Origin of the sequence: Neorhizobium petrolearium, from assembly GCF_029854435.1 — a bacterium.
Taxonomy (GTDB): Bacteria; Pseudomonadota; Alphaproteobacteria; order Rhizobiales; family Rhizobiaceae; genus Neorhizobium; species Neorhizobium petrolearium.
In genome coordinates this window covers 5250882-5276732 of record NZ_CP123000.1, presented here as the reverse complement: position 1 = coordinate 5276732, position 25851 = coordinate 5250882, and the positions used below count along the sequence as shown (strand labels likewise).

At 62.1% G+C, this 25851-nt stretch carries 26 protein-coding genes; 9 read left to right on the top strand and 17 right to left on the bottom strand.

Annotated features, from left to right (window positions below):
- Nucleotides 1-116 precede the first annotated feature (116 nt).
- Both QEO92_RS25380 and QEO92_RS25375 read right to left on the bottom strand, forming a co-directional pair.
- Entirely contained in the window at nucleotides 117-1385 is a 1269-nt protein-coding gene (locus tag QEO92_RS25380) for an ABC transporter substrate-binding protein (RefSeq protein ID WP_227704863.1), read from the bottom strand.
- A 24-nt stretch (nucleotides 1386-1409) separates the two neighbouring features.
- Nucleotides 1410-2324, bottom strand: a complete 915-nt coding sequence (locus QEO92_RS25375; RefSeq protein ID WP_227704862.1) for an N-acetylmuramic acid 6-phosphate etherase — start codon at nucleotides 2322-2324, stop codon at nucleotides 1410-1412.
- A gap of 208 nt (nucleotides 2325-2532) precedes the next feature.
- On the opposite strand from QEO92_RS25375, the gene QEO92_RS25370 reads away from it, so the two are divergent.
- The 4 genes from QEO92_RS25370 to nagA are packed head-to-tail and all read left to right on the top strand — an operon-like array spanning nucleotide 2533 to nucleotide 6374.
- A complete protein-coding gene (locus tag QEO92_RS25370; RefSeq protein WP_227704861.1) occupies nucleotides 2533-3420 on the top strand; it encodes a glucosamine kinase nucleotide-binding domain-containing protein in 888 nt (295 codons plus the stop codon).
- Nucleotides 3417-4181: a GntR family transcriptional regulator gene (locus tag QEO92_RS25365; protein ID WP_037151742.1), complete on the top strand. Its 765-nt coding sequence runs from the start codon at nucleotides 3417-3419 to the stop codon at nucleotides 4179-4181. The genes QEO92_RS25370 and QEO92_RS25365 overlap by 4 nt, the downstream gene beginning before the upstream one ends.
- 13 nt (nucleotides 4182-4194) lie before the next feature.
- Nucleotides 4195-5217: an SIS domain-containing protein gene (locus QEO92_RS25360; protein ID WP_227704860.1), complete on the top strand. Its 1023-nt coding sequence runs from the start codon at nucleotides 4195-4197 to the stop codon at nucleotides 5215-5217.
- Complete coding sequence (nagA, locus tag QEO92_RS25355; RefSeq protein ID WP_227704859.1) at nucleotides 5214-6374, top strand: N-acetylglucosamine-6-phosphate deacetylase; 1161 nt, start codon at nucleotides 5214-5216, stop codon at nucleotides 6372-6374. The genes QEO92_RS25360 and nagA overlap by 4 nt, the downstream gene beginning before the upstream one ends.
- 1 nt (nucleotide 6375) lies before the next feature.
- Here nagA and QEO92_RS25350 read toward each other — a convergent pair whose 3' ends face one another.
- The 3 genes from QEO92_RS25350 to QEO92_RS25340 all read right to left on the bottom strand — a co-directional run bounded on the left by QEO92_RS25350 (nucleotide 6376) and on the right by QEO92_RS25340 (nucleotide 9024).
- Nucleotides 6376-7758 carry a sensor histidine kinase gene (locus QEO92_RS25350; protein ID WP_227704858.1) on the bottom strand — a complete coding sequence of 461 codons (1383 nt, stop codon included), beginning with the start codon at nucleotides 7756-7758 and terminating at the stop codon, nucleotides 6376-6378.
- A gap of 8 nt (nucleotides 7759-7766) precedes the next feature.
- Entirely contained in the window at nucleotides 7767-8444 is a 678-nt protein-coding gene (locus QEO92_RS25345) for a response regulator (RefSeq protein WP_227704857.1), read from the bottom strand.
- A 70-nt stretch (nucleotides 8445-8514) separates the two neighbouring features.
- Nucleotides 8515-9024: a DUF1993 domain-containing protein gene (locus QEO92_RS25340; RefSeq protein WP_227704856.1), complete on the bottom strand. Its 510-nt coding sequence runs from the start codon at nucleotides 9022-9024 to the stop codon at nucleotides 8515-8517.
- Between the two features lie 181 nt (nucleotides 9025-9205).
- On the opposite strand from QEO92_RS25340, the gene QEO92_RS25335 reads away from it, so the two are divergent.
- The 4 genes from QEO92_RS25335 (at nucleotide 9206) to QEO92_RS25320 (ending at nucleotide 13481) form a co-directional block, all read left to right on the top strand.
- On the top strand, nucleotides 9206-10276 hold the full coding sequence (locus QEO92_RS25335; RefSeq protein ID WP_037151754.1) for an ABC transporter substrate-binding protein: 1071 nt from the start codon (nucleotides 9206-9208) through the stop codon (nucleotides 10274-10276).
- 236 nt (nucleotides 10277-10512) lie between these two features.
- The gene (locus tag QEO92_RS25330; RefSeq protein WP_227704855.1) at nucleotides 10513-11457 is read left to right on the top strand and encodes a Bug family tripartite tricarboxylate transporter substrate binding protein; all 945 of its coding nucleotides are present in this window, start codon (nucleotides 10513-10515) and stop codon (nucleotides 11455-11457) included.
- A complete protein-coding gene (locus tag QEO92_RS25325; protein WP_227704854.1) occupies nucleotides 11454-11942 on the top strand; it encodes a tripartite tricarboxylate transporter TctB family protein in 489 nt (162 codons plus the stop codon). Before QEO92_RS25330 ends, QEO92_RS25325 begins: the two co-directional genes overlap by 4 nt.
- A gap of 21 nt (nucleotides 11943-11963) precedes the next feature.
- A complete protein-coding gene (locus QEO92_RS25320) occupies nucleotides 11964-13481 on the top strand; it encodes a tripartite tricarboxylate transporter permease (RefSeq protein WP_227704853.1) in 1518 nt (505 codons plus the stop codon).
- A gap of 63 nt (nucleotides 13482-13544) precedes the next feature.
- Here QEO92_RS25320 and QEO92_RS25315 read toward each other — a convergent pair whose 3' ends face one another.
- The 8 genes from QEO92_RS25315 to QEO92_RS25280 all read right to left on the bottom strand — a co-directional run bounded on the left by QEO92_RS25315 (nucleotide 13545) and on the right by QEO92_RS25280 (nucleotide 21275).
- Entirely contained in the window at nucleotides 13545-14474 is a 930-nt protein-coding gene (locus QEO92_RS25315; protein WP_227704852.1) for a glutaminase, read from the bottom strand.
- A 32-nt stretch (nucleotides 14475-14506) separates the two neighbouring features.
- Nucleotides 14507-15022, bottom strand: a complete 516-nt coding sequence (locus QEO92_RS25310; RefSeq protein ID WP_037151768.1) for a MarR family winged helix-turn-helix transcriptional regulator — start codon at nucleotides 15020-15022, stop codon at nucleotides 14507-14509.
- 3 nt (nucleotides 15023-15025) lie between these two features.
- A complete protein-coding gene (locus QEO92_RS25305) occupies nucleotides 15026-15709 on the bottom strand; it encodes an ABC transporter ATP-binding protein (RefSeq protein WP_407721935.1) in 684 nt (227 codons plus the stop codon).
- Entirely contained in the window at nucleotides 15709-16458 is a 750-nt protein-coding gene (locus tag QEO92_RS25300; RefSeq protein WP_227704850.1) for an ABC transporter ATP-binding protein, read from the bottom strand. Before QEO92_RS25300 ends, QEO92_RS25305 begins: the two co-directional genes overlap by 1 nt.
- Nucleotides 16451-17440 (bottom strand): branched-chain amino acid ABC transporter permease, encoded by a 990-nt coding sequence (locus QEO92_RS25295; protein ID WP_037151772.1) that lies wholly within the window; start codon nucleotides 17438-17440, stop codon nucleotides 16451-16453. The genes QEO92_RS25300 and QEO92_RS25295 overlap by 8 nt, the downstream gene beginning before the upstream one ends.
- Nucleotides 17433-18356, bottom strand: coding sequence for a branched-chain amino acid ABC transporter permease (locus tag QEO92_RS25290; protein ID WP_037151775.1), 924 nt, complete (start codon nucleotides 18354-18356; stop codon nucleotides 17433-17435). Before QEO92_RS25290 ends, QEO92_RS25295 begins: the two co-directional genes overlap by 8 nt.
- Before the next feature lie 9 nt (nucleotides 18357-18365).
- Nucleotides 18366-19502 carry an ABC transporter substrate-binding protein gene (locus QEO92_RS25285; RefSeq protein WP_037151779.1) on the bottom strand — a complete coding sequence of 379 codons (1137 nt, stop codon included), beginning with the start codon at nucleotides 19500-19502 and terminating at the stop codon, nucleotides 18366-18368.
- 147 nt (nucleotides 19503-19649) lie between these two features.
- Nucleotides 19650-21275 carry an AMP-binding protein gene (locus tag QEO92_RS25280; RefSeq protein ID WP_037151782.1) on the bottom strand — a complete coding sequence of 542 codons (1626 nt, stop codon included), beginning with the start codon at nucleotides 21273-21275 and terminating at the stop codon, nucleotides 19650-19652.
- A 206-nt stretch (nucleotides 21276-21481) separates the two neighbouring features.
- Here QEO92_RS25280 and QEO92_RS25275 point away from each other — a divergent pair, with 206 nt between their 5' ends.
- Nucleotides 21482-22306: an alpha/beta hydrolase gene (locus QEO92_RS25275; protein ID WP_227704849.1), complete on the top strand. Its 825-nt coding sequence runs from the start codon at nucleotides 21482-21484 to the stop codon at nucleotides 22304-22306.
- Here QEO92_RS25275 and QEO92_RS25270 read toward each other — a convergent pair.
- Genes QEO92_RS25270 through QEO92_RS25255 form a run of 4 tightly spaced genes read right to left on the bottom strand, consistent with a single transcriptional unit; the run spans nucleotide 22303 to nucleotide 25799 of the window.
- Nucleotides 22303-22824: a winged helix DNA-binding protein gene (locus tag QEO92_RS25270; RefSeq protein ID WP_227704848.1), complete on the bottom strand. Its 522-nt coding sequence runs from the start codon at nucleotides 22822-22824 to the stop codon at nucleotides 22303-22305. The genes QEO92_RS25275 and QEO92_RS25270 overlap by 4 nt on opposite strands.
- Nucleotides 22825-22881: 57 nt before the next feature.
- The gene (locus tag QEO92_RS25265; protein ID WP_227704847.1) at nucleotides 22882-23871 is read right to left on the bottom strand and encodes a TRAP transporter substrate-binding protein; all 990 of its coding nucleotides are present in this window, start codon (nucleotides 23869-23871) and stop codon (nucleotides 22882-22884) included.
- 24 nt (nucleotides 23872-23895) lie between these two features.
- Entirely contained in the window at nucleotides 23896-25212 is a 1317-nt protein-coding gene (locus QEO92_RS25260; protein WP_227704846.1) for a TRAP transporter large permease, read from the bottom strand.
- Nucleotides 25213-25214: 2 nt separating this feature from the next.
- A complete protein-coding gene (locus tag QEO92_RS25255) occupies nucleotides 25215-25799 on the bottom strand; it encodes a TRAP transporter small permease (protein ID WP_227704845.1) in 585 nt (194 codons plus the stop codon).
- Nucleotides 25800-25851 lie beyond the last annotated feature (52 nt).

The window sequence follows — 25851 nt, the reverse complement described above, 5'->3', positions numbered from 1 at the left end:
GGAGAAGGAATATGCCGCAAGGGTTTCCTCCATCTCGAAGGTCGAGCGAGGCAGGTCCCCTCTCCCCGCAAGCGGGGAGAGGGTTAGGGTGAGGGGCAGATGGTGGGCGTGAGGCGTTACTTCGCCGGCTTGTACCAGCTGTCGAGGCCTTTCTGAGTCTCGGCGGCAGCTTGCTCAGGCGTTTGCGTGCCGTTGATGACGTTTGCCGAAACGCGCCACATTTCGAGGTCGAGGTTCGGCTGGCCGCGGCCGACGATCGCAGCACTCGGACGGATCGTCGTCTTGCAGTTCTCGCGCCAGGACACGAATTCCTGGGCAAGATCATCCGTCATTTTCACCGGCGTCGAGTTCAGGCTGAAGAAGCCCGGAAGCGCATTGGCGTAAAGCTCGGCGAATTCCGGCGAGGCGACCCAAGCGAGGAATTTCTTCGCCGCTTCCGGATTCTTGCCCTTGGCGTTGAGGCCGAGACCGATGTCGTTATGGTCGGAGATGTAGCAGGCGTCGCCCGCCTTCTTCACCGGCGGCGGGAAAGCGCCCATTTCGAAATCGGCCTGAGCCTTGAACGGCGCGATTTCCCACGAACCGGCCGGATAGATCGCGGCGCGGCCGAGCGTGAAGAGGTTTTGGCTGTCCGGATAGGTCTGGGCCTCGAAACCATCGCCGAGATAAGGCTTCCACTTGGCAAGCGTTGCATAGGGCTCGACCCATTGCGGATCGGTGAGCTTCTCGGTGCCTGCGATCAGCGCCTTGCGGCCCTCCTCGCCCTTCCAGTAGTTCGGGCCGATGTTGTAGTAGCCCATCGTGGCGGCTTCCCACTGGTCCTTGGTGCCCATGGCGAGCGGGATGTAATTGCCATCCTTCTTGAACTTCTCGAGCACGGCGAAGAATTCATCCTCGGTCTTCGGAACCTCAACGCCGGCTTCCTCGAAAGCCTTCTTGTTGTAGATGAAACCGTGAATGACCGATGCCATCGGCACGCAGAAGGTGGTCTTGCCGTCATCAGTGGTCCAGGCGGACTTGGCGACGTCGGAGAAGTTCGAAATGCCGGGCAGGTCGTTCAGCGCCGCGAGCTGGCCTTTCTGGAACATGGCAAGCGACAGGTCGAACGGACGGCAGGTGATGAGGTCTCCGGCCGTGCCTGCCTCCAGCTTGGCGTTGACGGCGGAATTGTATTCCGTCGGCGCCATCGGCGCGAAGGTTACCTTGATGTCGGGGTTTTTCGCTTCGAAGGCCGGAATGATCTTCTCCTGCCAGATCGGCAGGTCGTCGTTGCGCCAGCTCTCGATGGTGAGCTGGGCGGTCTGCGCGGACGCGTCGGTGGCGACAAGGCCCGCAGGCGCGAGCACGGTCGTTGCGAAAAGCATGCCTTTCAAAATGCGGGTCATGATGTTCTCCCTCTTTTTGCGCCGTCAAGCGCGCTTCATGGAACTTTTGCCTGCGTGCAGCTCATCAAGTGCGACACGCAGCACCTCGCCGGACCTGGCCAGCAGCGCCTTCGCCGCTTCCGCATCGGCCGCACCGGCCGCAAGCAGAACCGCCACCTTCACCGAACCATCGGCAGCGCCGAACCAGGCGCGCGCTTCTTCGAAATCGATCCCTGCAATATCCGCCACCATGCGGGCGGCGCGGGCCCGCAGCTTGTCGTTATCGGCGCGCAGGCTGACCATATGGCCGTCATGCACGTGGCCAAGCTTCACCGCGGCCAGCGTCGAGAGCATGTTGAACGCCATCTTCTGCGCCGTGCCGGCCCCCATGCGGGTGGAGCCCGCCACCACTTCCGGCGGCGTTTCAAGCAGGATCGCCACATCGGCGCCATCGAACAGTCTTGCGCCGGCATTGTTGGCGATCGCCACCAGTTTCGCGCCGCGTGCCCTGGCCACTTCGGCGACGGCGACCGTATAGGGCGTCGAACCGCTGGCCGAGACACAGAGGACGCAGTCTTCTCCGGAGATGACATCCGCATCGTGCCGCCCGAGCACCGGATCGTCTTCCGGTCCGCCGGGCAGATCGGTGACCGGGGAAAGGCCGCCGGCGAACAGGACAACCAGCTTCTCCGGCGCGATCCCGTAAGTCCCGGGCAATTCAAGAGCATCGGTCATGGCGACCAGACCGGCGCTGCCGGCACCGACGTAAACGAGCTTGCCGCCGGACTTCAACGTTGCAGCCATAAGATCAGCAGCTTCGGCGATAGCCGGGATGGCGCGATCGACCGCTTTCGCAGCCTCCTGCTGGGCCGCTGCCAGAAGCTCAAGGATTTCGGCGGGCGCGCGCATGTCGAGCCCTTCCGCTTTCCCATGTCTTGCTTCGGTGGCGTTTTTGCTCATCCGATTTCTCCCTCTGACCAAAATGATGCCAAAAAAATACCAATTGTCCAGAAGGAAAATTAACTTTTATCACCAAATCAATAACGCACTTTGGGGAAAATGAAAATAATCCAATCATTTCAGCGCAATATCGCAGAGCATTTCGAAAATCGGAAATCTCTCTTGGTTATTGGTATTTTTTTGGTATTATCAATTTCTGGAGGTATCCATGGTCGATTATTTCATCGGAATCGATGGCGGGGGAACCAGCTGCCGCGCAGCATTGGCTGACGGAAATGGCACTATTCTCGGCCGCGGCAAGAGCGGCGCGTCCAATATCCTCACTGATCCGGATACCGCGTTGAAACATATCGCCGAGGCGGCACGGCTGGCCTTTGAGGAAGCCGGGATCACGCCCGATCTCCCATCCGCGCCCGCCGTCCTTGGCCTTGCCGGCAACAACGTCGGAGACGCCGTGAACTACGTTCAGGCGCGGCTGCCCTTCAAGCAGTCGGAAATCGTCTCCGACGGCGTGATCGCGCTGCAAGGCGCGATCGGCGACGAGGACGGCGCGATCGGCATCGTCGGCACGGGAACGGTCTATATTGCGCGACATGACGGCGAACTTCATTCGATCGCAGGCTGGGGATTCCAGGTGAGCGATCTCGGCAGCGGCGCGCGACTCGGCCAGCTCGCACTGCAGGAAAGCCTGCTCGCCTACGACGCTATCCGCCCGATGACCGGGCTCTCGAAAGCCATTCTTGCGGAGTTCGGGAACAATCCGGAAAACGTGGTCGATTTCGCCCGGCTGGCGAAACCGGGCGACTACGGACGTTATACGCCGAAGGTTTTCGAATTTGCCCGGCAAGGCGACGAAGCGGCGATCCGCATCCTGAAAACCGGCGCGGACGGCATCAACGAAGCACTTGACGCAGTGAACGCCATCACCAGGGGTAAAGGCCGACTCTGCCTGCTCGGGGGCCTCGCACCGCTCTATCCCGAATATCTCGCAGAACGGCATCGCAGCCGGCTTTCCGAGCCGCTTGCCGACGCGCTGACGGGTGCCGTGGCGCTCGCGGTCAAGGCCTATGGCTCACCTTCGGAGGCGCGTGCATGAACGAGACGCTTGCCGCCATCCTTCCCCTCGACGGCCTGCAGAATGCCGGAACCGGGCCGCTCTACAGGAAATTGCGCCAGAGCTTGGAAGATGCGATCCGCTCCGGCAAGCTCGGCCACGGCGACGCGCTGCCGGCCGAACGCGACCTTGCGGATTACGCCAATGTCAGCCGCGTCACCGTGCGCAAGGCGGTCGACGATCTCGTCAAGGATGGACTGCTTACCCGCAGGCATGGTTCCGGTACCTTCGTGGTCAAGCCGCTGTCACGCGTCGAGCAGCCGCTGACCCGGCTCACGTCCTTTACAGAGGACATGGCGCGGCGCGGGCTGGTGACCAAGTCCGAATGGCTGGAACGGGGCCTGTTCCACCCTTCCCCTGAAGAAATGATGATGCTGGGCCTCGCCCCGGGGACGAAGGTGGCCCGCCTCGGACGCCTGCGCATCGCCAACGACATGCCGCTTGCCATCGAACGCGCCAGCATTTCCGCCGAATTCCTGCCGGACCCTTCCGCCGTCACCAATTCGCTCTACGCGGAGCTGGAAAAAAAGGATGCCCGGCCCGTGCGCGCCATACAACGGATATCCGCCTGCAATATGAAGAACCCGGATGCCGGATTGCTGGCAGTGCCCGTGGGCTCCGCCGGGCTTTCGATCGAACGCGTATCCTATCTGGCATCCGGCCGCGTGGTGGAACTCACCCGCTCGCTCTATCGCGGCGACGCCTACGATTTCGTGGCCGAGCTCTCGCTCGGCGAAAACTGACAAGGACTGAACCATGCAAACCCATATGCGGCAAGAGATCAACGAGATACCGGAGGCGACGGCCCGGTTGCTTGACAGGTCGGCAGCGGAGATCGTTGCCGCCGGCCGGGCGCTCCGGGAGAAGGACCCCGCGTTCCTGATCACCATCGCCCGCGGCTCTTCCGACCACGCGGCGACCTTCATCAAATACGCGATCGAGCTTACCGCCGGCCGGCCCGTCGCTTCGCTCGGCCCCTCGCTTGCCTCGATCTACGGCGCGAAGCTGAGGCTCGAGGGCGGCGCGGCGATCGCGATTTCCCAATCCGGCAAAAGCCCGGATATCGTCGCCATGGCGGAAGCCGCAACCAGATCCGGCGCCGTCACGATCGCGCTCACCAATACGCTGCCGTCGCCGATTGCCAGCGCTTCGAACCATGCGATCAACATCAATGCCGGACCGGAACTTGCGGTCGCGGCAACAAAATCCTTCGTCAATTCGATTGTCGCGGGCCTTGCGCTGCTTTCCGAGTGGGTGGACGACGAGGACCTGAAGGCCGCCATTCGCAACCTGCCGTCGCATTTCGAAAAGGCGGTCAAGCTCGACTGGAATGAACTCGCCAAAGAGCTCGGCGACGCGGAATCGCTCTACATGCTCGGTCGCGGACCGGCGCTCTCGATCGCCAGCGAGGCGGCGCTGAAATTCAAGGAAACCTCCAACATGCATGCGGAGGCCTATTCGGCTGCTGAAGTGCTGCACGGCCCCGTGGCGCTGGTGGAAAAGCGGTTTCCGGTCGTCACCTTCGCGGCGCGCGACGCGGCCGAGGCCTCGGCCGTCGAGATTGCCGAGAACCTCGCCGCCAAGGGGGCGCTTGCCTTCGCGACCTCCGACAAGGTCAAGGCCGCGCGAAAGCTGCCTTTCGTCGCGACCGGCCATCCGCTCACCGATGCGCTGGCGCTCATCCTGCCCTTCTACGGGTTCGTGGAAGCCTGGTCGCGCGCGAAAGGCTTCAACCCGGATGCGCCAGTTGCATTGAAGAAGGTGACTGAAACACTATGAGTACAGCCAAGGCCATCACCGGCGCCCGCATCTTCGACGGCGCTTCCTGGCATGAGAATGCCGCGCTCGTTTTCGGCAACGGCCGGGTCGAGGCGATCCGGCCTGTCGCGGCCCTGCCGGAAGGCATCGAGACGATCGATGCCGGCGGCGGTCTGATCGTGCCCGGCTTCATCGACCTGCAGGTGAACGGCGGCGGCGGCGTGCTGCTCAACGAGGAGCCGACTGTCGAGGGTCTCAAGCAGATCTGCGCGGCGCACGCCAAGTTCGGCACGACCGGCCTGCTGCCGACCCTCATCACCGACACATTCGAGATCACGGCAAAAACCGTCGAGGCCGGCAAGCAAGCGAAGCAACAGGGCGTGCCGGGTTTCCTCGGCCTGCATCTCGAAGGTCCGCATCTTTCCATCGCCCGCAAGGGGGCGCATGACCCGAAGCTGATCCGGCCGATGGAGGAGAAGGACATCGAACTCATGCTCTCCTGCCAGGGCATATTCGATGCGATGATGATCACCGTCGCGCCGGAGAACGTCACCCCGGAACAGGCGAAGCGGCTTGCGGAGGCCGGCTTGATGGTGAGCCTCGGCCACACAGACACGACCTATGAAACAGCCAGGGCCTATTCCGAGGCGGGCGTGCGCACCGTCACGCATCTCTTCAACGCCATGAGCCCGCTCGGCCATCGCCAGCCGGGCGTCGTCGGTGCAGCGCTGGGCATCGGCTCGCTCTACGCCGGGCTGATCGCCGACGGCATCCATGTCCATCCCGCCGCGATGGGCATTGCTCTGCGGGCAAAGAACGGACCGGGCAAAATCTTCATCGTCACCGATGCCATGTCGCCGATCGGTACGGAGATGAAGAGCTTTACCCTCAACGGACGCGAGATCCTGCGGCAGGACGGCCGGCTGACGCTTGCCGATGGGACGCTTGCAGGGGCTGACATCGACATGATCTCGTCGGTGCGCTTCGTGCATGAAAGGCTCGGCCTACCACTCGAAGAAGCATTGCGGATGGCATCAGCCTATCCGGCGGAAGCGGCATGGCTCTCCGGCCGCAAGGGCGCACTGAAACCCGGCTTCGATGCGGATTTCGTTATTCTCGCCGAGGATCTCGGCATGAAGAGCACCTGGATCGGCGGCATCATGGCTCATCAGGAATGAATTAGCCGGCTACCGGAAAGCGGATTTCCACCGTCAGCCCTCTGCCCTCGCGGCCGCCCGCGAGGGTCATTGCCGCGCCGTGGAGCCGGGCAATCTCCTCGATGATCGGCAGGCCGAGACCGCTGCCCGCCTTGTCCGTTTGCTCGCCACGCTCGAAGCGCTTCAATACGGAAGCCCGTTTCTCCGGCGGAATGCCGGGACCGTTGTCCTCGACTTCCAGCACGGCCGTATCGCCGTCCTGTCTCACGCGGACTGTCACCTCCGCGCCGTCCCCGGCATAAAGCAAAGCATTGCCGATCAGGTTCTTCAGGAGCTCGCCGATCAGCAGCGGCTCCGCGAAGATCGCAACGCCGCACCCGCCTTCGAACCCGAGATCGATGCCGGCTTCGGCGGCAAGCGGCACATGGTCCGCCGTCGCGCCCTGCGCCAGGGTCGCCAGATCGACCTTCCGCATCGAAGCGGAGCGCTTCGATGCATCAATCTTCGCCATCAGCAGGAGCTGGGCCAGGATGCGTTCGGCATCGGCAACCGCCTCATCCGCCTTGCGGACCGCTTCCTTCGCCCCGTCCAGCCCGGCAGCGCGGCCGGCCAGCGCAAGCTGCGTGCGGATGATGGCAAGCGGCGTTCGGAGCTGGTGGCTGGCATTACCGGTGAAATGCCTGAGAGCCTCCAGTGCCCCCTCGAGCCGCACCATGAAGGAGTTGACCGTATCGACAAGCCCCTGGACCTCGCTCGGCACCCGTTCGCTGATCGGATGCAGGTCGTCCGGGCTGCGCTCGGCGATCGCTTCACTGAAGCGGTAGAGCGGGCGGAGCGACAGGCTGACAGCAACCCAGACGATGACCGCTGCGCCGGCGATCATGAAAAGCAGGCGCAATGCCGACCGGATCAGAATGGTCCGAGTCAATTGCTGGCGGGCGATTGTGGTTTCCGCCACGGTGACGATGAAGGGCACCGAATTGATGCCGGTCGAGGCGGACCGGGCGAGTGCCGCCACACGGATCGGCTCACCGCGGAAGGTGGCGTTCTCGAACGCCGCCGCCTGGCCCTCCCGGCGGGGGATCGAGGGCAGGTTCTGATAACCGGTGATGAAGGTTCCCGGCGGGCCGTCGACCCGGTAGAAGACGCGATCCTGTGCCGCCGACGTCAGCATCTCCAGCGCCACATAGGGGATATCGACTTCCAGCGAGCCGTCTTCGGCAACGATCACCCGTTCCGCGATCGCCAGCGCCGAGCCGGCCAGAACGCGATCGGAAACCTCGTTCGCCGTATCGACGGCCTCGTCCCATGTGTCGACCATGGCGACCGTGCCGATCACCGCCGTCGAGATGAGGAGCCAGGCGAGCAGCCGCCGGCGCAGCGAGTAGGCGGCAGTTTGCGTCATTGGCGGCGTCATGGTACGGGCGCCACCGTATCGAGATAGTAACCGATGCCACGGGCAGTCTTCACCGTCAGCCCATGCGACGCAAGACGACGGCGCAGACGGCTCACATATTGCTCGATCGCATTGGCCGAAAGATCGTCGTCGAAACCAGTCAGCGAGCGCATGATCGCGTCCTTGGAGACGACCTTGCCAGCGCGCAGGAAAAGGAGTTCCAGGAGCGCCACTTCGCGTGCAGGAATATCGAGCGGAGCGCCATGGCTGGAGAATGTCCGGGAATTCAGGTCGAAGGTGACGCCGCCATAATTGACGATCGAGCTTCTCAGGCCCGCGTGACGGCGCAGAAGCACACGGATGCGCGCCTCGAATTCCGAGATATCGAAAGGCTTGATCATGTAGTCATCGGCGCCGAGATCGAGCCCCTTCACCCGCTCCTCCGGCGTGCCGCGGGCCGTCAGGATCATGACGGCGGCCTTGTTCTGCCTGGCCCGCATCGCGCGCAGCACGTCGAGCCCATCCATCTCGGGCAGATTCAGGTCGAGGATGACGAGGTCGTATGTCTCCGCAGCGGCAACCGCTTCCGCAGAAGCGCCGTCCGCCACAGTATCGACGGCATAGCCGCTGCCGCGCAGGATCGTCGACAGCCCCTCGGCCAACGCCTGATTGTCCTCGACCAGAAGGATACGCACCCGTTGTTCCCCTTTTTCTTCCAGTTTACAGGCGCAGGTCAGGGAAGTCACGGAAGCGTTGGGAGCATGGTTATTGGCTCCGGCCGATATAGTCCATCTTGCCGATCGGCACGCCCTTGTGGCGCAGGATCGCGTAGGCCGTTGTGACGTGGAAATAGAAATTCGGGATGGCAAAGCCCAGGACATAATTACGGCCGGTGAAGGTCGTCGATCCGCTGCGGGTCTTCAGCACCACCTCGGCCTCTTCACGGTCGGCCATCACGGCCGGATCGACACTTTTAAGAAAAGTCACGGTCCTTTCGATGCGGGCATGCAGGTCGGCAAAAGTCGCTTCGTTGTCGTCCATCGGCACGTTTTCCACCTGTCCGAGCCGGACGGGCACGAACTTGGCCGCGTCGCTGGCGCGCTGGATCTGCGCGATCAGCGGATACATGTCCTCGATCAGCCGGGCATTGAGAAGCTCCTTGTGCGCCAGGCCCTTTTCGTCGGCATAGGCCTCGCCCTTCTTCAAGATTTCGGTGAGATTGCCGAAGGCGCGGATGAAGACCGGTACGGTGATATCGTAGAGTGAGAGCGACATGGTTCTGACCTCTGTTTGCGGCAAGGCACCGGATCTTCCGGCGTAAAAAGAACCGCCCACAGGTAATGAGGCCTGTGGGGAAAACAAGCCGGATAAAGGCTGCAATCGGTGACCGTGACGCGAAAGCCACGCGGCCACCGGTCTACTTGTCCCTGGAACCTCTGTAAGGCATTGTGGTCGTATGAAAAGGCTCCTTCTCGTTTCGCTCTGCCTTGTCCTTTCGCCGGGTCTTGCGGCTGCCGGCATAACGCTGTTTCCCGCCCTTTCCGGCCGTAGCGACGCCCGGGTGCTGAGCGTCTATTCCTCCCTCGACGAACCGCTTGCCAAGCCGATGATTACCGGCTTCCAGCAGGCAAACCCGGATGTGACGGTGCGCTACGAGGACATGCTGACCGGTGAAATCTACGACCGGATCGTCCGCGAGACGGATGCCGGCCAGAAAACCGCCGATTTCGCATTCTCTTCCGCTATGGACCTGCAGGTGAAGCTCGCCAATGACGGGTATGCGCAGCCGAGCGAGCTGCCGATGAGCGGCCAGTGGCCGGCCTGGGCGAACTGGCGCAACACGGCCTACGCGCTGACCTTCGAGCCGGCCGTCTTCGTCTATCACAAGCCGAGCTTCAAGGATGCTCCGCCCCCGTCGACCCGGGCGGAGTTCGTCGAGTTCCTGCACAAGCAGGGCGACGCCATCTATGGAAGGATCGGTACCTATGACATCGAGCGCTCCGGTGTCGGCTTTCTGTTCATGGCGCGCGACCAGGAACAGTTCGGCGATATCTGGTCGGTGATCCGGGCCATGGGTGCGGCGGGCGTCAAGCTCTACTCCACGAGCCAGGCGATTCTGGAGCGCATCGCGGACGGGCGCTTCCTGCTCGGATACAACATCCTCGGTTCCTATGCCGCCGACTGGGCCTCGCGCCATCCCGACGTCGGCATCGTATTGCCGAAGGACTATACCGTCGTCATGTCGCGGATCGGCCTCGTGCCGCAGGCCGCCGCTGCGCCGGATCTCGGAAAGCGATATCTGCAGTTCTTCATGTCGAAGGAAGGCCAGACAATCATGGCCCGCGAACTGCAGATCCCGGCCGTCAGCCCCGAAGTCGCCGGCAACAATACCGCAACCACATTGCGGGAGATGCTGGGCGGGCAGTTGAAGCCCGTTCCCGTCAGCCTCGGGTTGATGGTCTATCTCGACCAGGTGAAGCGGGCGCGACTGATTTCCCGCTGGAACGAGGCTCTCAGGCTGCAATAGCCACAAAATTCGACGCGGCACGGCGGATACCCCTTGCCAAACGTCAAACCCGCGAAAAATGTCAGGTAGATGTCAGCTTCATATGCTGGCTTATGTCTAATCGGCCCCCGTTTGGAGGCGGGGCTCCGATCAACGACGGGAGGGCGTCGGTAGCGGTTCTTGCTCACCGTCCCATCTTTTCGTTTCGACAGAAGAAACATTTGCGTCCACTTCGGGCGCCAACGGAGGATCAACCCTTGAAACATTTCTTTCTCGCTTCCATTCTCGCGGGCGCGCTTGCCTTGCCGGCCGCTGCGGCCGACTACACGATCATGGCTCCAGCCGCGCCGGGCGGCGGATGGGACCAGACGGCCCGCACCATGCAGACGGCGCTCCAGCAGGAAAAGATCGCCGGCAACGTGCAGGTCGTCAACGTACCGGGCGCCGGCGGCACGATCGGCATCGCCCAGTTCGCCAGCCAGCAGAAGGGCAACCCGAATGCACTCCTGGTCGGCGGCTACGTCATGGTCGGCGCGATCCTGACCAACAAATCGCCCGTCACGCTCAAGGACGTCACCCCGATCGCCCGCCTGACCGGCGAATATGAAGCAATCGTCGTTCCGGCCTCTTCCGACATTAAGACGATCGGCGATCTCGTCGCCAAGCTGAAAGAAAACCCAGGCGCCGTTTCCTGGGGCGGCGGCTCGGCCGGCGGCACCGACCATATCCTCGTCGGCCTGCTTGCCAAGGCGGCCGGTGTCGACCCGACCAAGATCAACTACATCGCGTTTTCGGGCGGCGGCGAAGCCCTTGCCGCCATTCTCGGCGCCCAGGTGACCGCCGGCGTTTCGTCCTACGGCGAGTTCGAATCGCAGATCAAGGCCGGCACGTTGCGCCTCTTGGCCGTTTCCTCCGACAAGAAGATCGAAGGCGCCGACGCCCCGACGCTGAAGGAATCCGGCTTCGACGTGGTTGTCCAGAACTGGCGCATGGTCGCCGCCGCTCCCGGCCTTTCCGATGAACAAAAGAAGGCCGTGGCAGCCGACATCGAGAAGCTCGCCCAGTCCAAAACCTGGCAGGAAGCCCTGAAGACCAAGGGCTGGACCGATACCTATCTCGCCGGCTCGGCCTTCGATGAACAGCTCGCCAAGGACATTTCCGCCACGGAAGTGGTCCTCAAGGACATCGGGCTGGTCAAATGAGCCCCGACCGCAACAAGACCGAACAGCGCCGCCCCGATTGGGCGGCGCTTGCCGTTGCCGTAGTCCTGGCGGCAATAGCCGCCGTGATTTTCATCGATGTGTCACGGTTGAAGGGTACGGGCGGCTATTCGCAGGTCGGTCCGGCGACGGTGCCCGACTGGATCGGCTTTGCGCTGATCGGACTTGCGATCTGGACGGTGATCGAGGCTTTCCGCGGCGATTTTCCGACGCGCGACAAGCAGGAGATCGGTCCGGTCGTGTGGATCGTCGCGGGACTTGTCGCGCAGATGCTGCTTCTTCGCGTTGCCGGCTTCTCGATCGCGACCGGCGTCCTGTTCGGCCTCACTGCCGCGGGCTTCGGCAAACGCAAACTGTGGATCACGATCCCGCTCGGCATCGTCGTCTGTCTTTTCATCTGGCTGATCTTCGCAGGCCTCCTGCAGCTTGCGCTGCCCGCCGGCCCGCTGGAACGGCTTTTTTGGTGATCGGGCCCGGAAAGTAGGACCATGAGCACATTCGAATTTCTCCTGCAGGGGCTTGCCTCCGCAGCGCAACCCATCAACCTGCTCTATGCGCTGATCGGCGTGACGCTCGGCACCGCAGTCGGTGTTCTGCCCGGCATCGGGCCGGCGCTGACCGTCGCGTTGCTTCTGCCCGTCACTTATCGCCTTGATCCGACCGGTTCGCTGATCATGTTTGCGGGCATCTATTACGGCGGCATGTATGGCGGTTCGACCACCTCCATCCTGCTCAACACACCGGGCGAGAGCTCATCGATCGTCACCGCGCTCGAAGGCAACAAGATGGCCAGGGCGGGACGTGGCGGACCGGCACTGGCGACGGCGGCGATCGGCTCCTTCGTCGCAGGCCTGATCGCCACGATGGCGCTTGCCTTCATCGCGCCGTATATCGTCAAGCTGGCGCTGGTCTTCGGACCGCGCGAATATTTCGCGCTGATGGTGCTCGCCTTCGTGACGGTATCCTCCGCCTTCGGCGATTCCACTTTGCGAGGCCTCACCTCGCTGTTCATCGGTCTTGCCTTCTCCGTCGTCGGCATCGACCAGCTCACCGGCCAGAACCGGCTGTCCTTCGGCATCCCCGACCTTCTCGACGGGATCGAAGTCACGACCATGGCGGTCGCCATGTTCGCGATCGGCGAAACCCTGTTCATCGCTGCCCAGGGAAACAAGGGGCCGGAAACGGTGGAAGCCGTCAAGGGCTCCGTCTGGATGAGCGCTCAGGATTGGGCGCGGTCCTGGAAAGCCTGGCTGCGCGGCACGGTCATCGGCTTCCCGATCGGCGCCATGCCGGCGGGCGGAGCCGAAATCGGCACCTTCCTCTCCTACGCGGCCGAAAAGCGCCTCAGCAAGCATCCGGAAGAATTCGGCAACGGCGCGATCGAGGGGGTTGCCGGTCCGGAAGCCGCCAACAATGCGTCTGCCGCCGGCACGCTTGTGCCGTTGCTGACGCTCGGCCTGCCGACGTCCGCGACCGCGGCGATCATGCTTGCCGGCTTCCAGCAATACGGTCTGCAGCCGGGCCCGCTGCTCTTCGTGACCAATCCCCAGCTCGTCTGGGGCCTGATCGCGTCGCTGCTCATCGCCAACCTGATGCTGCTGGTCCTCAACCTGCCACTCGTCGGCCTTTGGGTGAAGCTGCTGACCATTCCGAAGCCATGGCTTTATGCCGGCATCCTGCTGTTTGCGACGCTCGGGACGATCGGTGCCAATCCGTCGGTTTTCGAACTCGGCATGCTTCTGACCTTCGGATTCCTCGGCTATGTCATGCGTGTCCTGGGTTACCCGATCGCGCCGGTCGTCGTCGGCCTGATCCTGGGGCCGCTTGCCGAACAGCAGCTCCGCCGCGCGCTGGCGATCAGCCAGGGCGATGTCACGACACTGGTCCAGTCGCCGATCGCGGCCGTTCTGCTCATCCTGGCAGCACTGGCTTTCATTATACCGCTGATCCTGCGCATACGCGGACGCGGCGAAGTGCTCTCGCAGATGGCAGCCAGCGAGGACTGATCACAACACGCTGCCACTACATTCAACCCGGCTTCGGCCGGGTTTTTTATGCCGTATGCGGGATCAATGGCCGAAGACCGACCAGCCCGTGCGGGTCGTCAGCATTTCCAAAGCCAACGAACCAAGAAGCGAATTGCCATTGTGATTAAGCCCCGGCGACCAGACGGCAACCGAGGCCCTGCCCGGTGCGACCGCGAGAATGCCGCCGCCGACACCGCTCTTGCCCGGCAGGCCCACCCGATAGGCAAAATCTCCCGAACCGTCGTAATGCCCGCAGGTGAGCATGAGCGCATTGATGCGCCTTGCCCGCTGTTTGGAGACGACCGTGTGTCCCGTCAGCGGATTGCGGCCGGAAGCAGCGAGGAAAAGGCCGGACTTCGCAAGCTGCGTGCAGGTCATGGCGAGTGCGCAGTGATGGAAATAAACGCCGAGCACATGCTCGACCGGATGGTCCAGCTTGCCGAAGGAGCGCATGAAATTGGCAAGCGCGAAATTGCGGTAACCTGTCGCCTGCTCCGATTTCGCTACCTCCGGATCGATGGCGATCGAATCGTCGTCCGCCAGATAGCGTACAAAACGGACGATCTCGCCGATCGCCTCGCGCGGCGTATGCCCGGCAAGAACGAGATCGCTGACGGCGATCGCGCCGGCATTGATAAATGGATTACGTGGCTTACCCTCTTCGTGTTCCAGCTGGACGATCGAATTGAAGGCAGAGCCAGACGGCTCGCGTCCGACACGGTTCCAGGTCGTCTCGCCATGCTTGCCGAGCGCCAGCGTCAGCGTAAAGACCTTGGAAATGCTCTGGATCGAGAAGGGGGTGTCGGCATCGCCAACTTTGAAGGTCTCCCCGTCCACGGTCACGATCGCCATGCCGAATTTCTTCGGATCGACATGGGCGAGCTGCGGAATGTAGTCGGCGACCTTGCCCTCGCCGAGACGCGGCGCCAGCTTGTCGTGAATCTCGTCGACGATCGCCTGGAGGTCTGCCATCTATCACCCCGAATTCGTTACCAGCACAGGGTCTACTGATCGAAAGCGCTGCTGGAAAGGTGATTGCTGGCAGAAATTTTCACGGCCCCAATCTCCGACCACAGCGATGCGATCGTGGCCGGAGCGACATCTGCCATGATATCCCGCAGCCAGCCTTCATGGGCAGCGGCCATGGCAACGAAAAGCTTCGTACCCTCCGGCGTCAGCCTGGCGACCGTAACGCGCCGGTCACCGTCCGGCGTTACCCGCTTAACGAAGCCATCGGCCTCCAGTCGCTCGACAAGACCGGTCACGTTGCCATTCGTCACCATGGTTCGCTTCGAAAGCTCGCCCAGGCGCAGGCCGTCGCTTTCGCGATAGAGCTGGGCCATCAGGTCGAATTGCGGCAGCGTTGCACCGAATTCGGTCCTGAGCCGTCGGCGGATTTCGTTGGTGATCAGCTTTGTGGTGGAAAGCATACGCAACCAGAGCCGCGTTTCCGGCTTGTTGCGCCCATGCGGACCGTGGGCGATCAATTCCAGATCGGCGCTTCCCGCTTCACCATCCATCGCTTACACTCCGAGATATCGATCCTGCAGTTCCGTCGTCAGTTCCTCAGCCTTGCCGCTCCAGGCGCTTCTTCCGTTTTCCAGGATGACACAGCGATCCGCAACCGGCAAAAGCTCGGAAAGCGTCTTATCCACCACAAGGATCGAAAGCCCTTCCGCCTTCAGCCTCCGTATGGCTCTCCAGATATCCTGGCGTATGACCGGAGCAAGCCCCTCCGTCGCCTCATCGAGGATCAGGATGCGCGGATTGGTCATCAGAGCCCTGCCGATCGCCAGCATCTGCTGCTCACCACCGGAAAGCGAACGCGCCATCTGCGCATGCCGTTCCTGCAGCCGGGGAAAAAGCGCATTGACCTCGTCCAATGTCCATCTGCCTGGCCGTGCGGCCGCGATCAGGTTCTCATGCACCGTCAGGTTCGGAAAGCAGCGGCGACCTTCCGGCACGAGGCCGATGCCGAGCTTCGCCACATGATGCGGTCGCCTGCCCTTGAGGTCCGCGCCGCCGAGCCGGACCGCGCCGGCGCGCGGCGGATTGAGGTTGCAGATGGCGCGTATGGTCGTGGTCTTGCCCATGCCGTTGCGGCCCATCAGCGCCACGGCCTCGCCCTCCGCCACGGACAGGTCAACGCCGAACAGCGCCTGGCTGGCACCATAAAATGCTTCGATCCGGGAGACGTCGAGCAGCATCAAACATGATCTCCGAGATAGGCGGTGCGCACGGCCGGGTCGCGACGGATTTCCTCAACCGTGCCGGTGGCAATAATGCGGCCGTAGACCAGCACGGAAATCCGGTCGGCGAGGGCAAATACTGCATCCATATCATGCTCGACCAGCAGGATCGGCGCTTCCTGCCTGAGCGCATCCAGGAAACGGGTGAGCGATTTCGAGCCTTCCGGCCCCATGCCGGCCATCGGCTCATCAAGCAGGAAGGCTTTCGATCGAAGCGCCAGCGCCATGGCGATTTCGAGCTGCCGGCGTTCGCCATGGGAGAGTTCGGCGGCGGGGATGCGGGCCCGCGCCGTCAGGCCAACACGCTCCAGCATGGCCATGGCCGTGTCGATCAAGGATCCGTCGCGCATCACCGGCTTGAAAAAACGGAAGCTCGTACCCTCCCTCGCCTGCACCGCCAGCATGACATTGCGGAGCGCCGAAAATTCCGGCGCCAGCGAAGAGACCTGAAAGGTACGCCCCAGGCCCAGCCGGGCACGGCCTGCAACACCAAGGCCGCCAATATCCTGCCCCGCGAAGCGGATCGTGCCGCTATCCTGCCGGAGCGTGCCGCAGATCTGGTGAATGAGCGTCGACTTGCCGGCGCCGTTCGGGCCGATCAGCGCATGGATTTCGCCCGGCCTGAGATCGAGCGTGACGCCGTCGGTCGCACGCAGCGCTCCAAAATTCTTGACCAGGTCGGAGATTTCGAGGACCGGCTCAACCATGTCTGGCCTTTCCGGCGAGAAGTCCCAGCAGGCCGCCGCGGGCGAAGAGTACCACGACCAGCAAAATAAGCCCCAGGAAGAACTGCCAGCGTTCCGTGATGCCGCCGAGCGCATATTCGAAGGCGACGTAGAGCGCCGCACCCGCCAGCGGACCGAACAGCCGGCCAGTTCCACCGAGCACGATCAGCACGATCAGCTCCCCCGACATGTGCCAGGAGAGCATGGAGGGACTGACGAAACGGTTGAGATCGGCAAACAGCGCGCCGGCAAGGCCGGTCATCATTGCCGAAATGGCAAAGCCCGTGAGCCTGATACGGTACGGCTGGATCCCGACCGTCGCGACGCGCACCTCATTCTGCCGCGCCGCCTGCAATGCGGTGCCGAAACGCGAGGCGCGGATCAGCGCGAAAAGGCCTATTGCGACCAGCAGCACCACGTAACAGATCAGGAAGAAGCTCAAGGGCCGCATCGTCATGACGCCCGGAAACTGGTTCCGGACGAGGATCGACAGCCCGTCCTCCCCGCCATAGGCCGGCCAGGAGACCGCGAAATAGTAGACCATCTGCGCAAAGGCGAGCGTGATCATGATGAAATAGACGCCTGACGTCCTGAGGCTGATCGCGCCGATCGCAAGGCCCAGGAGACCCGCGAGCAGGACCGCGACAATCCAGATCACCCACATCTGATTGGTGCCCGGCAGACCGAAGAGCAGAGGTTCACCTGAGAAGCTGTGTGTCGCGAGGATGCCGGCAACATAGCCTCCGATACCGAAGAAGGCCGCATGACCGAAGGAGACGAGGCCGCCCAGGCCCAATGCCAGATTGAGGCCGGTCGCGGCAAGAGCAAGAATCGCAACACGGGTTGCCAGCGTGACGTAGAAGGGCTGGCCGACAGCGTTCGCCGCAAACGGCACGGCAAGCAAAGCCAAGGCCAGGATGAGGTTGACGAGGTTTTCGCGGCTCACGATCCGGACCTCACGCATGCGCTGCCGGGAAGAGCCCGCGCGGCTTCACCGCGAGGATGACCGCCATGACGATATAGATGAGCATCGAGGCCACGGCGCCGCCGATCATGCCCGCCTGGGCCGGCGGCGCGAAGAATGCGAATATCTGCGGCAGCAGGAAACGGCCCATCGTGTCCGTGACGCCGACCAGAAGCGCGCCCAGGAGCGCCCCCTTGATCGAGCCGATGCCGCCGATGACGATCACCACGAAGGCGAGGATGAGCACCGGCTCGCCCATGCCGACCTGCACCGATTGCAAGGCGCCGACCATGGCACCGGCGAACCCGGCCAGCGCCGCACCAAGGGCGAAAACGACCGTATAGAGCGTGCGGATATCGACGCCGAGCGCCCCGATCATCTCCCGGTCGCTTTCGCCGGCCCGGATACGCATGCCGAGCCGCGTCTTCGAGATCAGCATATATAGCCCGAAAGCGACAACCGCGCCGGCGGCGATGATGGCCAGACGATAGACCGGATATTGCGTGCCGCCGGGCAGTGTCACCGCCCCCTGCAGGAGCGGCGGGATATCGAGATAAAGCGGAAACGAGCCGAAGAGCCAGCGCGTGCCTTCGGAGAACATCAGGATCAGCGCGAAGGTGGCAAGCACCTGATCGAGATGGTCGCGATCGTAAAGCCTGCGGATCACCACGAGCTCGACGATCGCACCGGCCGCCGCTGCGGCGACGAGGCTAGCGATGAGCCCGATCCAGAACGAGCCGGTCCAGGCCGCCACGGCGGCGCAGGCGAATGCGCCGACCATGTAGAGCGAGCCGTGAGCAAGATTGATCAGGCCCATGACGCCGAAGATCAGCGTCAGCCCGGCGGCCATCAGGAACAACATGACGCCGAGCTGCAGGCCGTTCAGCAACTGCTCGAGAGCAAGCGCAACGGTCACGGGGAGACCTTAGATCTTGCAGTCTTTGGCATAGGCGTCCTTATGATCGGTGAAGATCTTTTCCACCGTCTTGTTGGTGAGGACGCCATCCTGCTTCACCACTTCCGTGAGGTAGATGTCCTGGATCGGATGCTGGTTCGTGTTAAACTTGAACTTGCCACGCGGCGACTGGATATCCGCCTTCAGAAGTTCGGCGCGGAAAGCATCCGCATCCTTCACATCCGCCTTCGCAGCAGCAGACAGGATGAGCTGCGCGGCGTCATAGGCCTGGACGGCATAGATCGACGGCAAGCGGTTATATTCCTTCTGGAAGTCGGCGAGGAACTTCTTGCTGGCTTCGTTGTCGAAATCCGGAGCCCACTGGCCGGACGCCTTGGCGCCAAGCGCCGCATCGCCGATTGCCGGAAGCACGTCCTGGCTGAAAGAGAAGCCCGGCCCCATGACCGGAATCTTCACGCCCGACTGGGCAAATTGCTTCATGAACGCGATGCCCATGCCGCCGGGAAGGAAGACGAAGATGCCATCAGCGCCGGAAGCGCGCATCTGGGCAATTTCCGCCGCGTAATCCGTCTGACCGACCTGAGTATAAACCTCGGCAGCGAGTTCGCCCTTGTAATAGCGCTTGAAGCCCGTCAGCGAATCCTTGCCGGCCGGATAGTTCGGGGCAAGGATGAACATCTTCTTGTAGCCCTTATTGGCATATTCGCCCATCGCCTCGTGAAGATTGTCGTTCTGATAGGCCGCATTGAAATAGAGCTTGTTGCAGTTCGCACCTGCAAGTGCAGCGGGAGCGGCATTCGTAGAGACGTAGAACTTGCCTTGCGCAACAGCACTCGGAGCAACCGCCATCAGCAGGTTCGACCAGACGATACCGGTCAAAATATCCACCTGGTCGCTCTGGATCATTTTGTCGGCGATCTGCACTGCAAGTTCCGGCTTCTGCGCATCGTCCTCGGTGACGACGGTAATGTCCTTGTTGCCGGAATTCTTGATCGCCAGCATGAAGCCGTCGCGTGTATCGATGCCGAGACCGGCGCCGCCGCCCGAAAGCGTGGTAATCATGCCGATCTTCAACGGCTCGGCAAAAGCAAGGCCCGAGGCGCTCATGCTCAGGGTCAGCGTGGCTGCGGCAAGCAGTTTCTTCATGTGACGAACTCCCGTTTGTTGTTGTATGTCGTTCCCAGATATTCCGGCAGCGGGGCAGCAGCCCGCCGAACGTTTCATTACCTTCCACATTTGCGCGGAAACTTCCACTCTGCATACGCAGTGAAACGCAACCACCACGAAGTACGGTTAAGCTGAAAGTTTCCGCTTCAACCGGAAGCGCTGGATCTTACCGGATTCGGTCTTCGGCAGCGCGTCGGTGAAAACGATCGAACGCGGATATTTGTAAGGCGCAATGACGCTCTTCACATGCTCCTGCAGCAGCTTCACCATCGCGTCGCAAGCCTCACTGCCGGGAACAAGCACGACATGCGCCTCGACGATCATGCCACGTCCGTCGTCCGGCACGCCGATCACGGCGCATTCCAGCACTGCCTCGTGCTTCAGGAGAGCCGCCTCCACTTCCGGGCCGGCGATATTGTAGCCGGCCGAGATGATCATATCGTCCGAACGCGCAGCGAAATGGAAATAGCCGTCCTCGTCCTGCACGAAAGAATCGCCGGTGAGGTTCCAGCCGTTGCGGACATAATCCTTTTGCCGCTCGTCGGCGAGGTAACGGCAGCCGATCGGGCCTTTGACTGCGAGCCGGCCGATCGTGCCACGCGGCACCTCGCTCATATCGTCGTCGACAACGATCGCCTCATAGCCGGCGAGCGGCTTGCCGGTGCAGGCGGGCCTGGCATCGCCCAAGTGGTTCGAGATGAAGATATGCAGCATCTCAGTCGCACCGATGCCGTCCAGAATGGGTTTGCCCGTCTTTCTCACCCATTCTTCGAAAACGGGGCCCGGTAAGGTCTCGCCGGCCGAAACGGCGATGCGCAGAGAAGAAAGGTCCGCACCTTCGTCCATCGCGGCCAGCATGGCGCGGTAGGCGGTGGGCGCGGTGAAGCTGATCGTCGCCTTGTAGGTCTCGATGATCTCGATCATCTTCGGCGGCGTCGCCTGCTCCAGAAGCGTCGCAGAGGCGCCGAAGCGCAATGGAAAGACCGCAAGTCCACCGAGGCCGAAGGTGAAGGCAAGCGGTGGCGAACCGACGAAAACATCGTCCGGCGTGACGTCCAGCACCTCCTTGGCATAGGCATCGGCGATGATCAGGAGATCGCGATGGAAATGCATGGTAGCCTTCGGCACACCGGTGGAACCGGAGGTGAAACCGAGCAGGGCCACATCGTCCCGACCTGTCTTCACCGCATCATAGAGCACCGGCTTGTTCAGCGCCGCGCGATCGAGTTCCGCATCATGGTTGGCAGTGCCATCAAAACCGATCACCTGCTTGAGGAACCGGCTTTCCTTGGCGCAAGCGACCAGTTCGTCCATCAGGCGCGTATCGCAGAGCGCCAGGGAAATCTCCGCCTTGTCGATGATCTTGGCGAGCTCGCCGGCACGCAGCATCGGCATCGTGTTGACCACGACAGCGCCGGCCTTCGTCGCCGCCAGCCAGCAGGCGACCATGGCCGGATTGTTGGCGGAGCGAATCAGCACCCGATTTCCGGGTTTCAGGCCATAATCCTCCGTGAGCGCCAGGGCGATGCGGTTCGTCCAGTCGGAGAGCTCCTTGTAGGTGCGACGGCGGCCATTGCCGATCAGGGCGGTATGATCGCCAAAACCCTTTTCCACCATACGATCGGTGAGCTCAACCGCTGCGTTCATCCATTCCGGATACTCAAAGCCGTCGAGCTTGATTTCCGGCCAAAGATCCGGCGGTGGAAGGTTGTCGCGGGCAAACGTATCCAGATGGCCTGACGGTCCCAGCATTTTTCAGTTCCCAAGTTTTTTATCCATGCGGCTTTTTGCCTTTTGTTCAGAATTGCACCGCTTCCTTCCGGTTGCAAGAGAGAAATTTTAAGTTTGTAATAATTTTCTATGGCTGCCATTTTCCGCTTCGGACGGGTTCCAAGCAGGCGATGGCGATGCCAATATGCGGCCGGGGACCATAACCGCATTGAGGGGAGAAAACGAAGATGCGCCACTGGATCAGCGACTGGGACAATGCCTATGCCAACGGCATCAACATTCCCCAGGGCGACCGCTGGCCGGCGGCATGGGTGGAGCCTGCACAGCAATATCGTGAAGCGCTTTCCGCCGAAGGGCGTGCGAAACTCGGCCTTGTCTATGGCGGAAAGCCTCGCAACCGCTTCGATCTTTTCCTGCCGGAGTCCAGGCCTGCCGGCCTGATGGTCTTTGTCCATGGCGGCTTCTGGATCGGGCTCGACAATAGCTACTGGTCGCATTTCGCCAGGGGCGCGTTGGAACGCGGTTATGCCGTCGCCATGCCGTCCTACACACTTGCCCCCGAAAGCCGCATCGCCGACATCACGATTGAAATCGGCAGGGCGATCGAAGCTGCCGCCGAAGAGGTCGAGGGGCCGATCCGACTGATCGGCCACTCCGCCGGAGGCCAACTGGTGACGAGAATGATTTCCGCGACGTCACCGCTGCCGGAAACGGTTCGAGGCCGCATCGCCAATGTTGTTTCACTCTCCGGCGTGCACGACCTGCGCCCGCTCATGAACACGAAGATGAACGAAAAGCAGCGGATAGACCGGGACGAAGCCTATCGCGAAAGCCCTGCCCTTCTGGAGCCGATGCCAAACGCAAGGGTAACCTGCTGGGTGGGCGCTGCGGAACGTTCTGAATTCGTCCGCCAGAATGCACTGCTCGCAAGCATCTGGAAGGGCCTGGGCGCTGAGACCGAAGCCGTCGAGGAACCGGACAAGCACCATTTCAACGTGCTGGACGGAATGACGGATCCTAATCATCCGCTGATGGAAGCGCTTTTCTCCTAGAGGGATGCGGCGGCGCGAGCCGCCTGATCGTAGTGGCCGGAAAGCGCGCGAAGGCGGGCTGCCACTTCCGAAAGCGATTCCGCCGAGACTTCCGTGGCAAGTACCGAACGGACCAGCAGGCTTTCGCGCATCGCCTTGTAGCGGGCGCAGGCCTCGGCACCTGCTTCCGTCGCCATGACCAGCTTTTCCTTGCCGCGGCGCCCGGATTTGATCAGCTTGAGCCGCTCAAGCTTCTTTAACGCGTAAGTGACGACATGCGTATCCTCGATGTTGAGGACCAGTGCGATGTCGGCCAGTGTCTTAGGCTTGTTGCGGCTGTTGATATTGTGCAGCACGAGGATGTCGATCGGGGAAAGATCCGGCACGCCGGCTGCCGCCATGCAACGAACCATCCAGCGATTGAAGGCATGATTCAGCATGATCATGCCGAACTCGATCTCGGAAAGCGCCGGCAGGGCGCCACTCGCCAGATGCCCGGAGGAAACGATCGGGCCTAAATAGTCCTTTTCCGATGGCATGACTTCTCCTCCCGGCAAATGAAAACGCCGCAAGCGACTGCTTGCGGCGCCCTCAAATCACATCTTCTTGTAGGCGTCCAGAATGGCGGCGCCGTCGGCGTCGGCTTTCTTCGACCAGTCTTCGGTCAGCTTGCTACCAACATCGGCGAGACCCTTCTTGAGCTCGTCGCTGGGTTCGATCACCTGCATGCCGTTCTGCTTCAGTGTGTCCATGTAGCTCTTGGTTTTTTCGACTGCGAGGGACCAGCCGCGGGTTTCGGCCGCTGCCGCCGCATCGGCAACTGCCTTCTGCACGGCCGGATCGAGTGCTTCGAACGCAGCCTTGTTGACGAAGATGATGTTCTTCGGAATCCAGGCCTGGGTGTCGTAGTAATGGGTGAGCGATTCCCAGATCTTCGAATCGACGCCGGTCGCGCTGGACGTCATCAGCCCGTCGACGACGCCGGTTGCGAGCGCCTGCGGCAGCTCAGCGGCCTGGACGGTGACCGGCTGGGCGCCGACAAGCTCGGCGATGCGCGACGTGCCGACATTGTAGGCGCGCCATTTGAGGCCCTTGAGGTCAGCGGTGCTGTTGACGTCCTTCTTGGTGTAGATGCCCTGCGGCGGCCATGGCGTCGAGTACAGAAGCTTCAGCCCCTGCGCATCGAGCGCCTTTTCGACGGTCGGCTTGGAAGCCTCCCAGAGCTTTTTCGCCTGATCGAAGCTGGTGGCCAGGAAGGGCACGACATCGATGCCGAAGACCGGATTCTCGTTCTCGTGCAGGGAAATCAGCACTTCGCCTGCCTGGGTCTGGCCGGTCTGGACCGCGCGCTTGATATCCGGAGCCTTGAAGAGCGCTGCACTCGGATGAACGGTGATCTTCAGCGCGCCATTGGTTGCCGTTTCGACGTCCTTGGAAAACTGCATCAGGTTTTCGACGTGGTAATTGGCCGGCGGATAGGCCGAGGGCAGGACCCAGGCAGTCTGAGCCAGAGCCGAGCCGGCACAGGCGATTAAGGCAGCAGCCGTGAGGCCGACGCGGGCGATGCCCTTGAAATGCATTGTCATGTTTTCATTCCCCTTTTTAAGAAATTAACCCGGAAAAGCCATTTTCGGCAGGACCAGCACGATATCCGGGAAGATCGTGAGGATGGCGACCGTCGCCAAAAGCAGGAAGAAGAACGGCAGTGCGGCGCGCGCAACCGTCAGGCTGTCTCTACCGCTCATCGTCTGGAGCACGAAGAGATTGAAGCCGACCGGCGGGGTGATCTGAGCCATCTCCACCATCAACACCAGGAAGACGCCGAACCAGATCAGATCGAAGCCGGCCTGCTGGATCATCGGCAGCACCACCACAGTCGTCAGGACGATCATCGAAAGACCGTCGATCGCGCAGCCGAGCAGCACATACATGACGGTGAGCACCGCAATCAGCGCATAAGGGCTCAGGTGGAAGCTATCGACCCAGGAGGCCAGCGCATTCGGAATCCCCGTATAGCCCATGGCGATCGACATGTATCCGGCACCCGTCAGGATCAGCATGATCATCGCCGTCATGCGCGCAGCACCCATGACGCTTTCCCAAAAGCTCTTCCAGGTGAGCGCCCGTTGCCAGAGCGCGATCACGAGCGAGCCGAGCACGCCCCAGGCCGCACATTCGGTGGCTGTCGCCCAGCCGAGTACCAGTGTTGTGAAAATGACGCCGATGAGAAGCGCAAGCGGGATGAGATTGAGTGTCTCCTTCAGCTTCTGCCGGAAGCTCAGGCCGGGCGCCGGAGGCGGAGACTTGTCAGGGTTCATCAGCGACCAGATGACGATCGCTCCCATATAGAGCGCCATGACGATGACCGCCGGGAGCAGGCCGGCCAGGAACATCTGGATGATAGAAACGTTCGCGGCGACGGCATAGACGATCATGGTGATCGACGGCGGCACGAGAAAGCCGAGCGTACCGGCGCCTGCCAGCGAACCGAGACTGATCATCTCGTCATAGCCGCGCCTCTTCAATTCTGGCAGAGTGATCTTCGCGACCATGGCTGTCGTGGCGGCGGACGACCCGGAGACTGCGCCGAAAAGCCCGCACCCGAGAACATTGACATGTACCAATCTTCCCGGAATCCGGTTCAGCCAGGGGGAAAGCCCTCTAAACATTTCGTCAGATAATCTCGTCCTGTAGAGGATCTCCCCCATCCAGACAAAAAGCGGTAGAGCGGCGAGAGACCAGGAGGCGCTGCCCGCCCAGGCATTGGTCGCAAGTGCCGCGCCGATCTGTATTCCCGCCGGCGCGAACTGCATGGCGATGAAACCGCAGATCAGCAGCGAAATCCCGATCCAGACGCCACCGACGAGGAAGAGCAGGAGGGCGCCAAGGATGAGGCCCGATATTTCGACAAGGTTCGAGGCATCCATGGTCAGGCTCCGCTTTCCATGATCCGCTCGATCATCTCTTCCTCGGATTTCGGGGCCGGCTTTTCGTAGCGAGGCACGCCGCCAAAAAGCAGGTGGAGCAGTTCATCCACGAAAGCGATTGCCAGGACGACCACGCCGACAGCCATGCCGAGCTGCGGTATCCATAACGGCACGGGTATGACCCCCTGAGAGATGTCGTTGAATTTCCAGGACGTCCAGACCATGTCCACCGCGTACCAGGCGAAATAGAGCATGGCGGCCGCGCCGATCGCCGCGCAGGCGATCTCGATGACCTTGCGCACGACACCGCTGAACCTGTCGATGAAAAGGCCCATGCGAATGAGCTCTCCGGAGCGGAACGTGTGGGCAAGGCCCAGGAAGGCCGTGGCCGCCATGCACCAGGAGGCGAAGTCGTCGCCGGCTGGAACATCCAAGCCGATTGGCCGGCCGGCCGACAGTGATAGCATGATGACGAAAATAGCGATCAGAAAAAGCCCGGCCAGCCAGCCGGAAACGAGATAGAGCCCGTCAAGCGTTTGACGGAGCCATTCGGGAAAGATGCTGTGGCGAGCATTAGCGGTGGACACGTGACGTCCTCCCCGCTGCGCGGTGGCAAAGGATCATGGTCGGCTCCCCTCG

Coding starts and splice junctions, on each gene's coding strand:
- QEO92_RS25365 (WP_037151742.1), top strand. CDS start 3,417: ATGAACGAGACGCTTGCCGCCATCCTTCCCCTCGACGGCCTGCAGAAT.
- QEO92_RS25300 (WP_227704850.1), bottom strand. CDS start 16,458: ATGGTTGAGCCGGTCCTCGAAATCTCCGACCTGGTCAAGAATTTTGGA.
- QEO92_RS25270 (WP_227704848.1), bottom strand. CDS start 22,824: ATGCCATCGGAAAAGGACTATTTAGGCCCGATCGTTTCCTCCGGGCAT.
- QEO92_RS25380 (WP_227704863.1), bottom strand. CDS start 1,385: ATGACCCGCATTTTGAAAGGCATGCTTTTCGCAACGACCGTGCTCGCG.
- QEO92_RS25310 (WP_037151768.1), bottom strand. CDS start 15,022: ATGGATGGTGAAGCGGGAAGCGCCGATCTGGAATTGATCGCCCACGGT.
- QEO92_RS25320 (WP_227704853.1), top strand. CDS start 11,964: ATGAGCACATTCGAATTTCTCCTGCAGGGGCTTGCCTCCGCAGCGCAA.
- QEO92_RS25295 (WP_037151772.1), bottom strand. CDS start 17,440: ATGCGTGAGGTCCGGATCGTGAGCCGCGAAAACCTCGTCAACCTCATC.
- QEO92_RS25285 (WP_037151779.1), bottom strand. CDS start 19,502: ATGAAGAAACTGCTTGCCGCAGCCACGCTGACCCTGAGCATGAGCGCC.
- QEO92_RS25370 (WP_227704861.1), top strand. CDS start 2,533: ATGGTCGATTATTTCATCGGAATCGATGGCGGGGGAACCAGCTGCCGC.
- QEO92_RS25335 (WP_037151754.1), top strand. CDS start 9,206: ATGAAAAGGCTCCTTCTCGTTTCGCTCTGCCTTGTCCTTTCGCCGGGT.
- QEO92_RS25260 (WP_227704846.1), bottom strand. CDS start 25,212: ATGGATGCCTCGAACCTTGTCGAAATATCGGGCCTCATCCTTGGCGCC.
- QEO92_RS25325 (WP_227704854.1), top strand. CDS start 11,454: ATGAGCCCCGACCGCAACAAGACCGAACAGCGCCGCCCCGATTGGGCG.
- QEO92_RS25275 (WP_227704849.1), top strand. CDS start 21,482: ATGCGCCACTGGATCAGCGACTGGGACAATGCCTATGCCAACGGCATC.
- QEO92_RS25315 (WP_227704852.1), bottom strand. CDS start 14,474: ATGGCAGACCTCCAGGCGATCGTCGACGAGATTCACGACAAGCTGGCG.
- QEO92_RS25265 (WP_227704847.1), bottom strand. CDS start 23,871: ATGACAATGCATTTCAAGGGCATCGCCCGCGTCGGCCTCACGGCTGCT.
- QEO92_RS25280 (WP_037151782.1), bottom strand. CDS start 21,275: ATGCTGGGACCGTCAGGCCATCTGGATACGTTTGCCCGCGACAACCTT.
- QEO92_RS25350 (WP_227704858.1), bottom strand. CDS start 7,758: ATGACGCAAACTGCCGCCTACTCGCTGCGCCGGCGGCTGCTCGCCTGG.
- QEO92_RS25375 (WP_227704862.1), bottom strand. CDS start 2,324: ATGAGCAAAAACGCCACCGAAGCAAGACATGGGAAAGCGGAAGGGCTC.
- nagA (WP_227704859.1), top strand. CDS start 5,214: ATGAGTACAGCCAAGGCCATCACCGGCGCCCGCATCTTCGACGGCGCT.
- QEO92_RS25360 (WP_227704860.1), top strand. CDS start 4,195: ATGCAAACCCATATGCGGCAAGAGATCAACGAGATACCGGAGGCGACG.
- QEO92_RS25340 (WP_227704856.1), bottom strand. CDS start 9,024: ATGTCGCTCTCACTCTACGATATCACCGTACCGGTCTTCATCCGCGCC.
- QEO92_RS25305 (WP_407721935.1), bottom strand. CDS start 15,709: ATGCTGCTCGACGTCTCCCGGATCGAAGCATTTTATGGTGCCAGCCAG.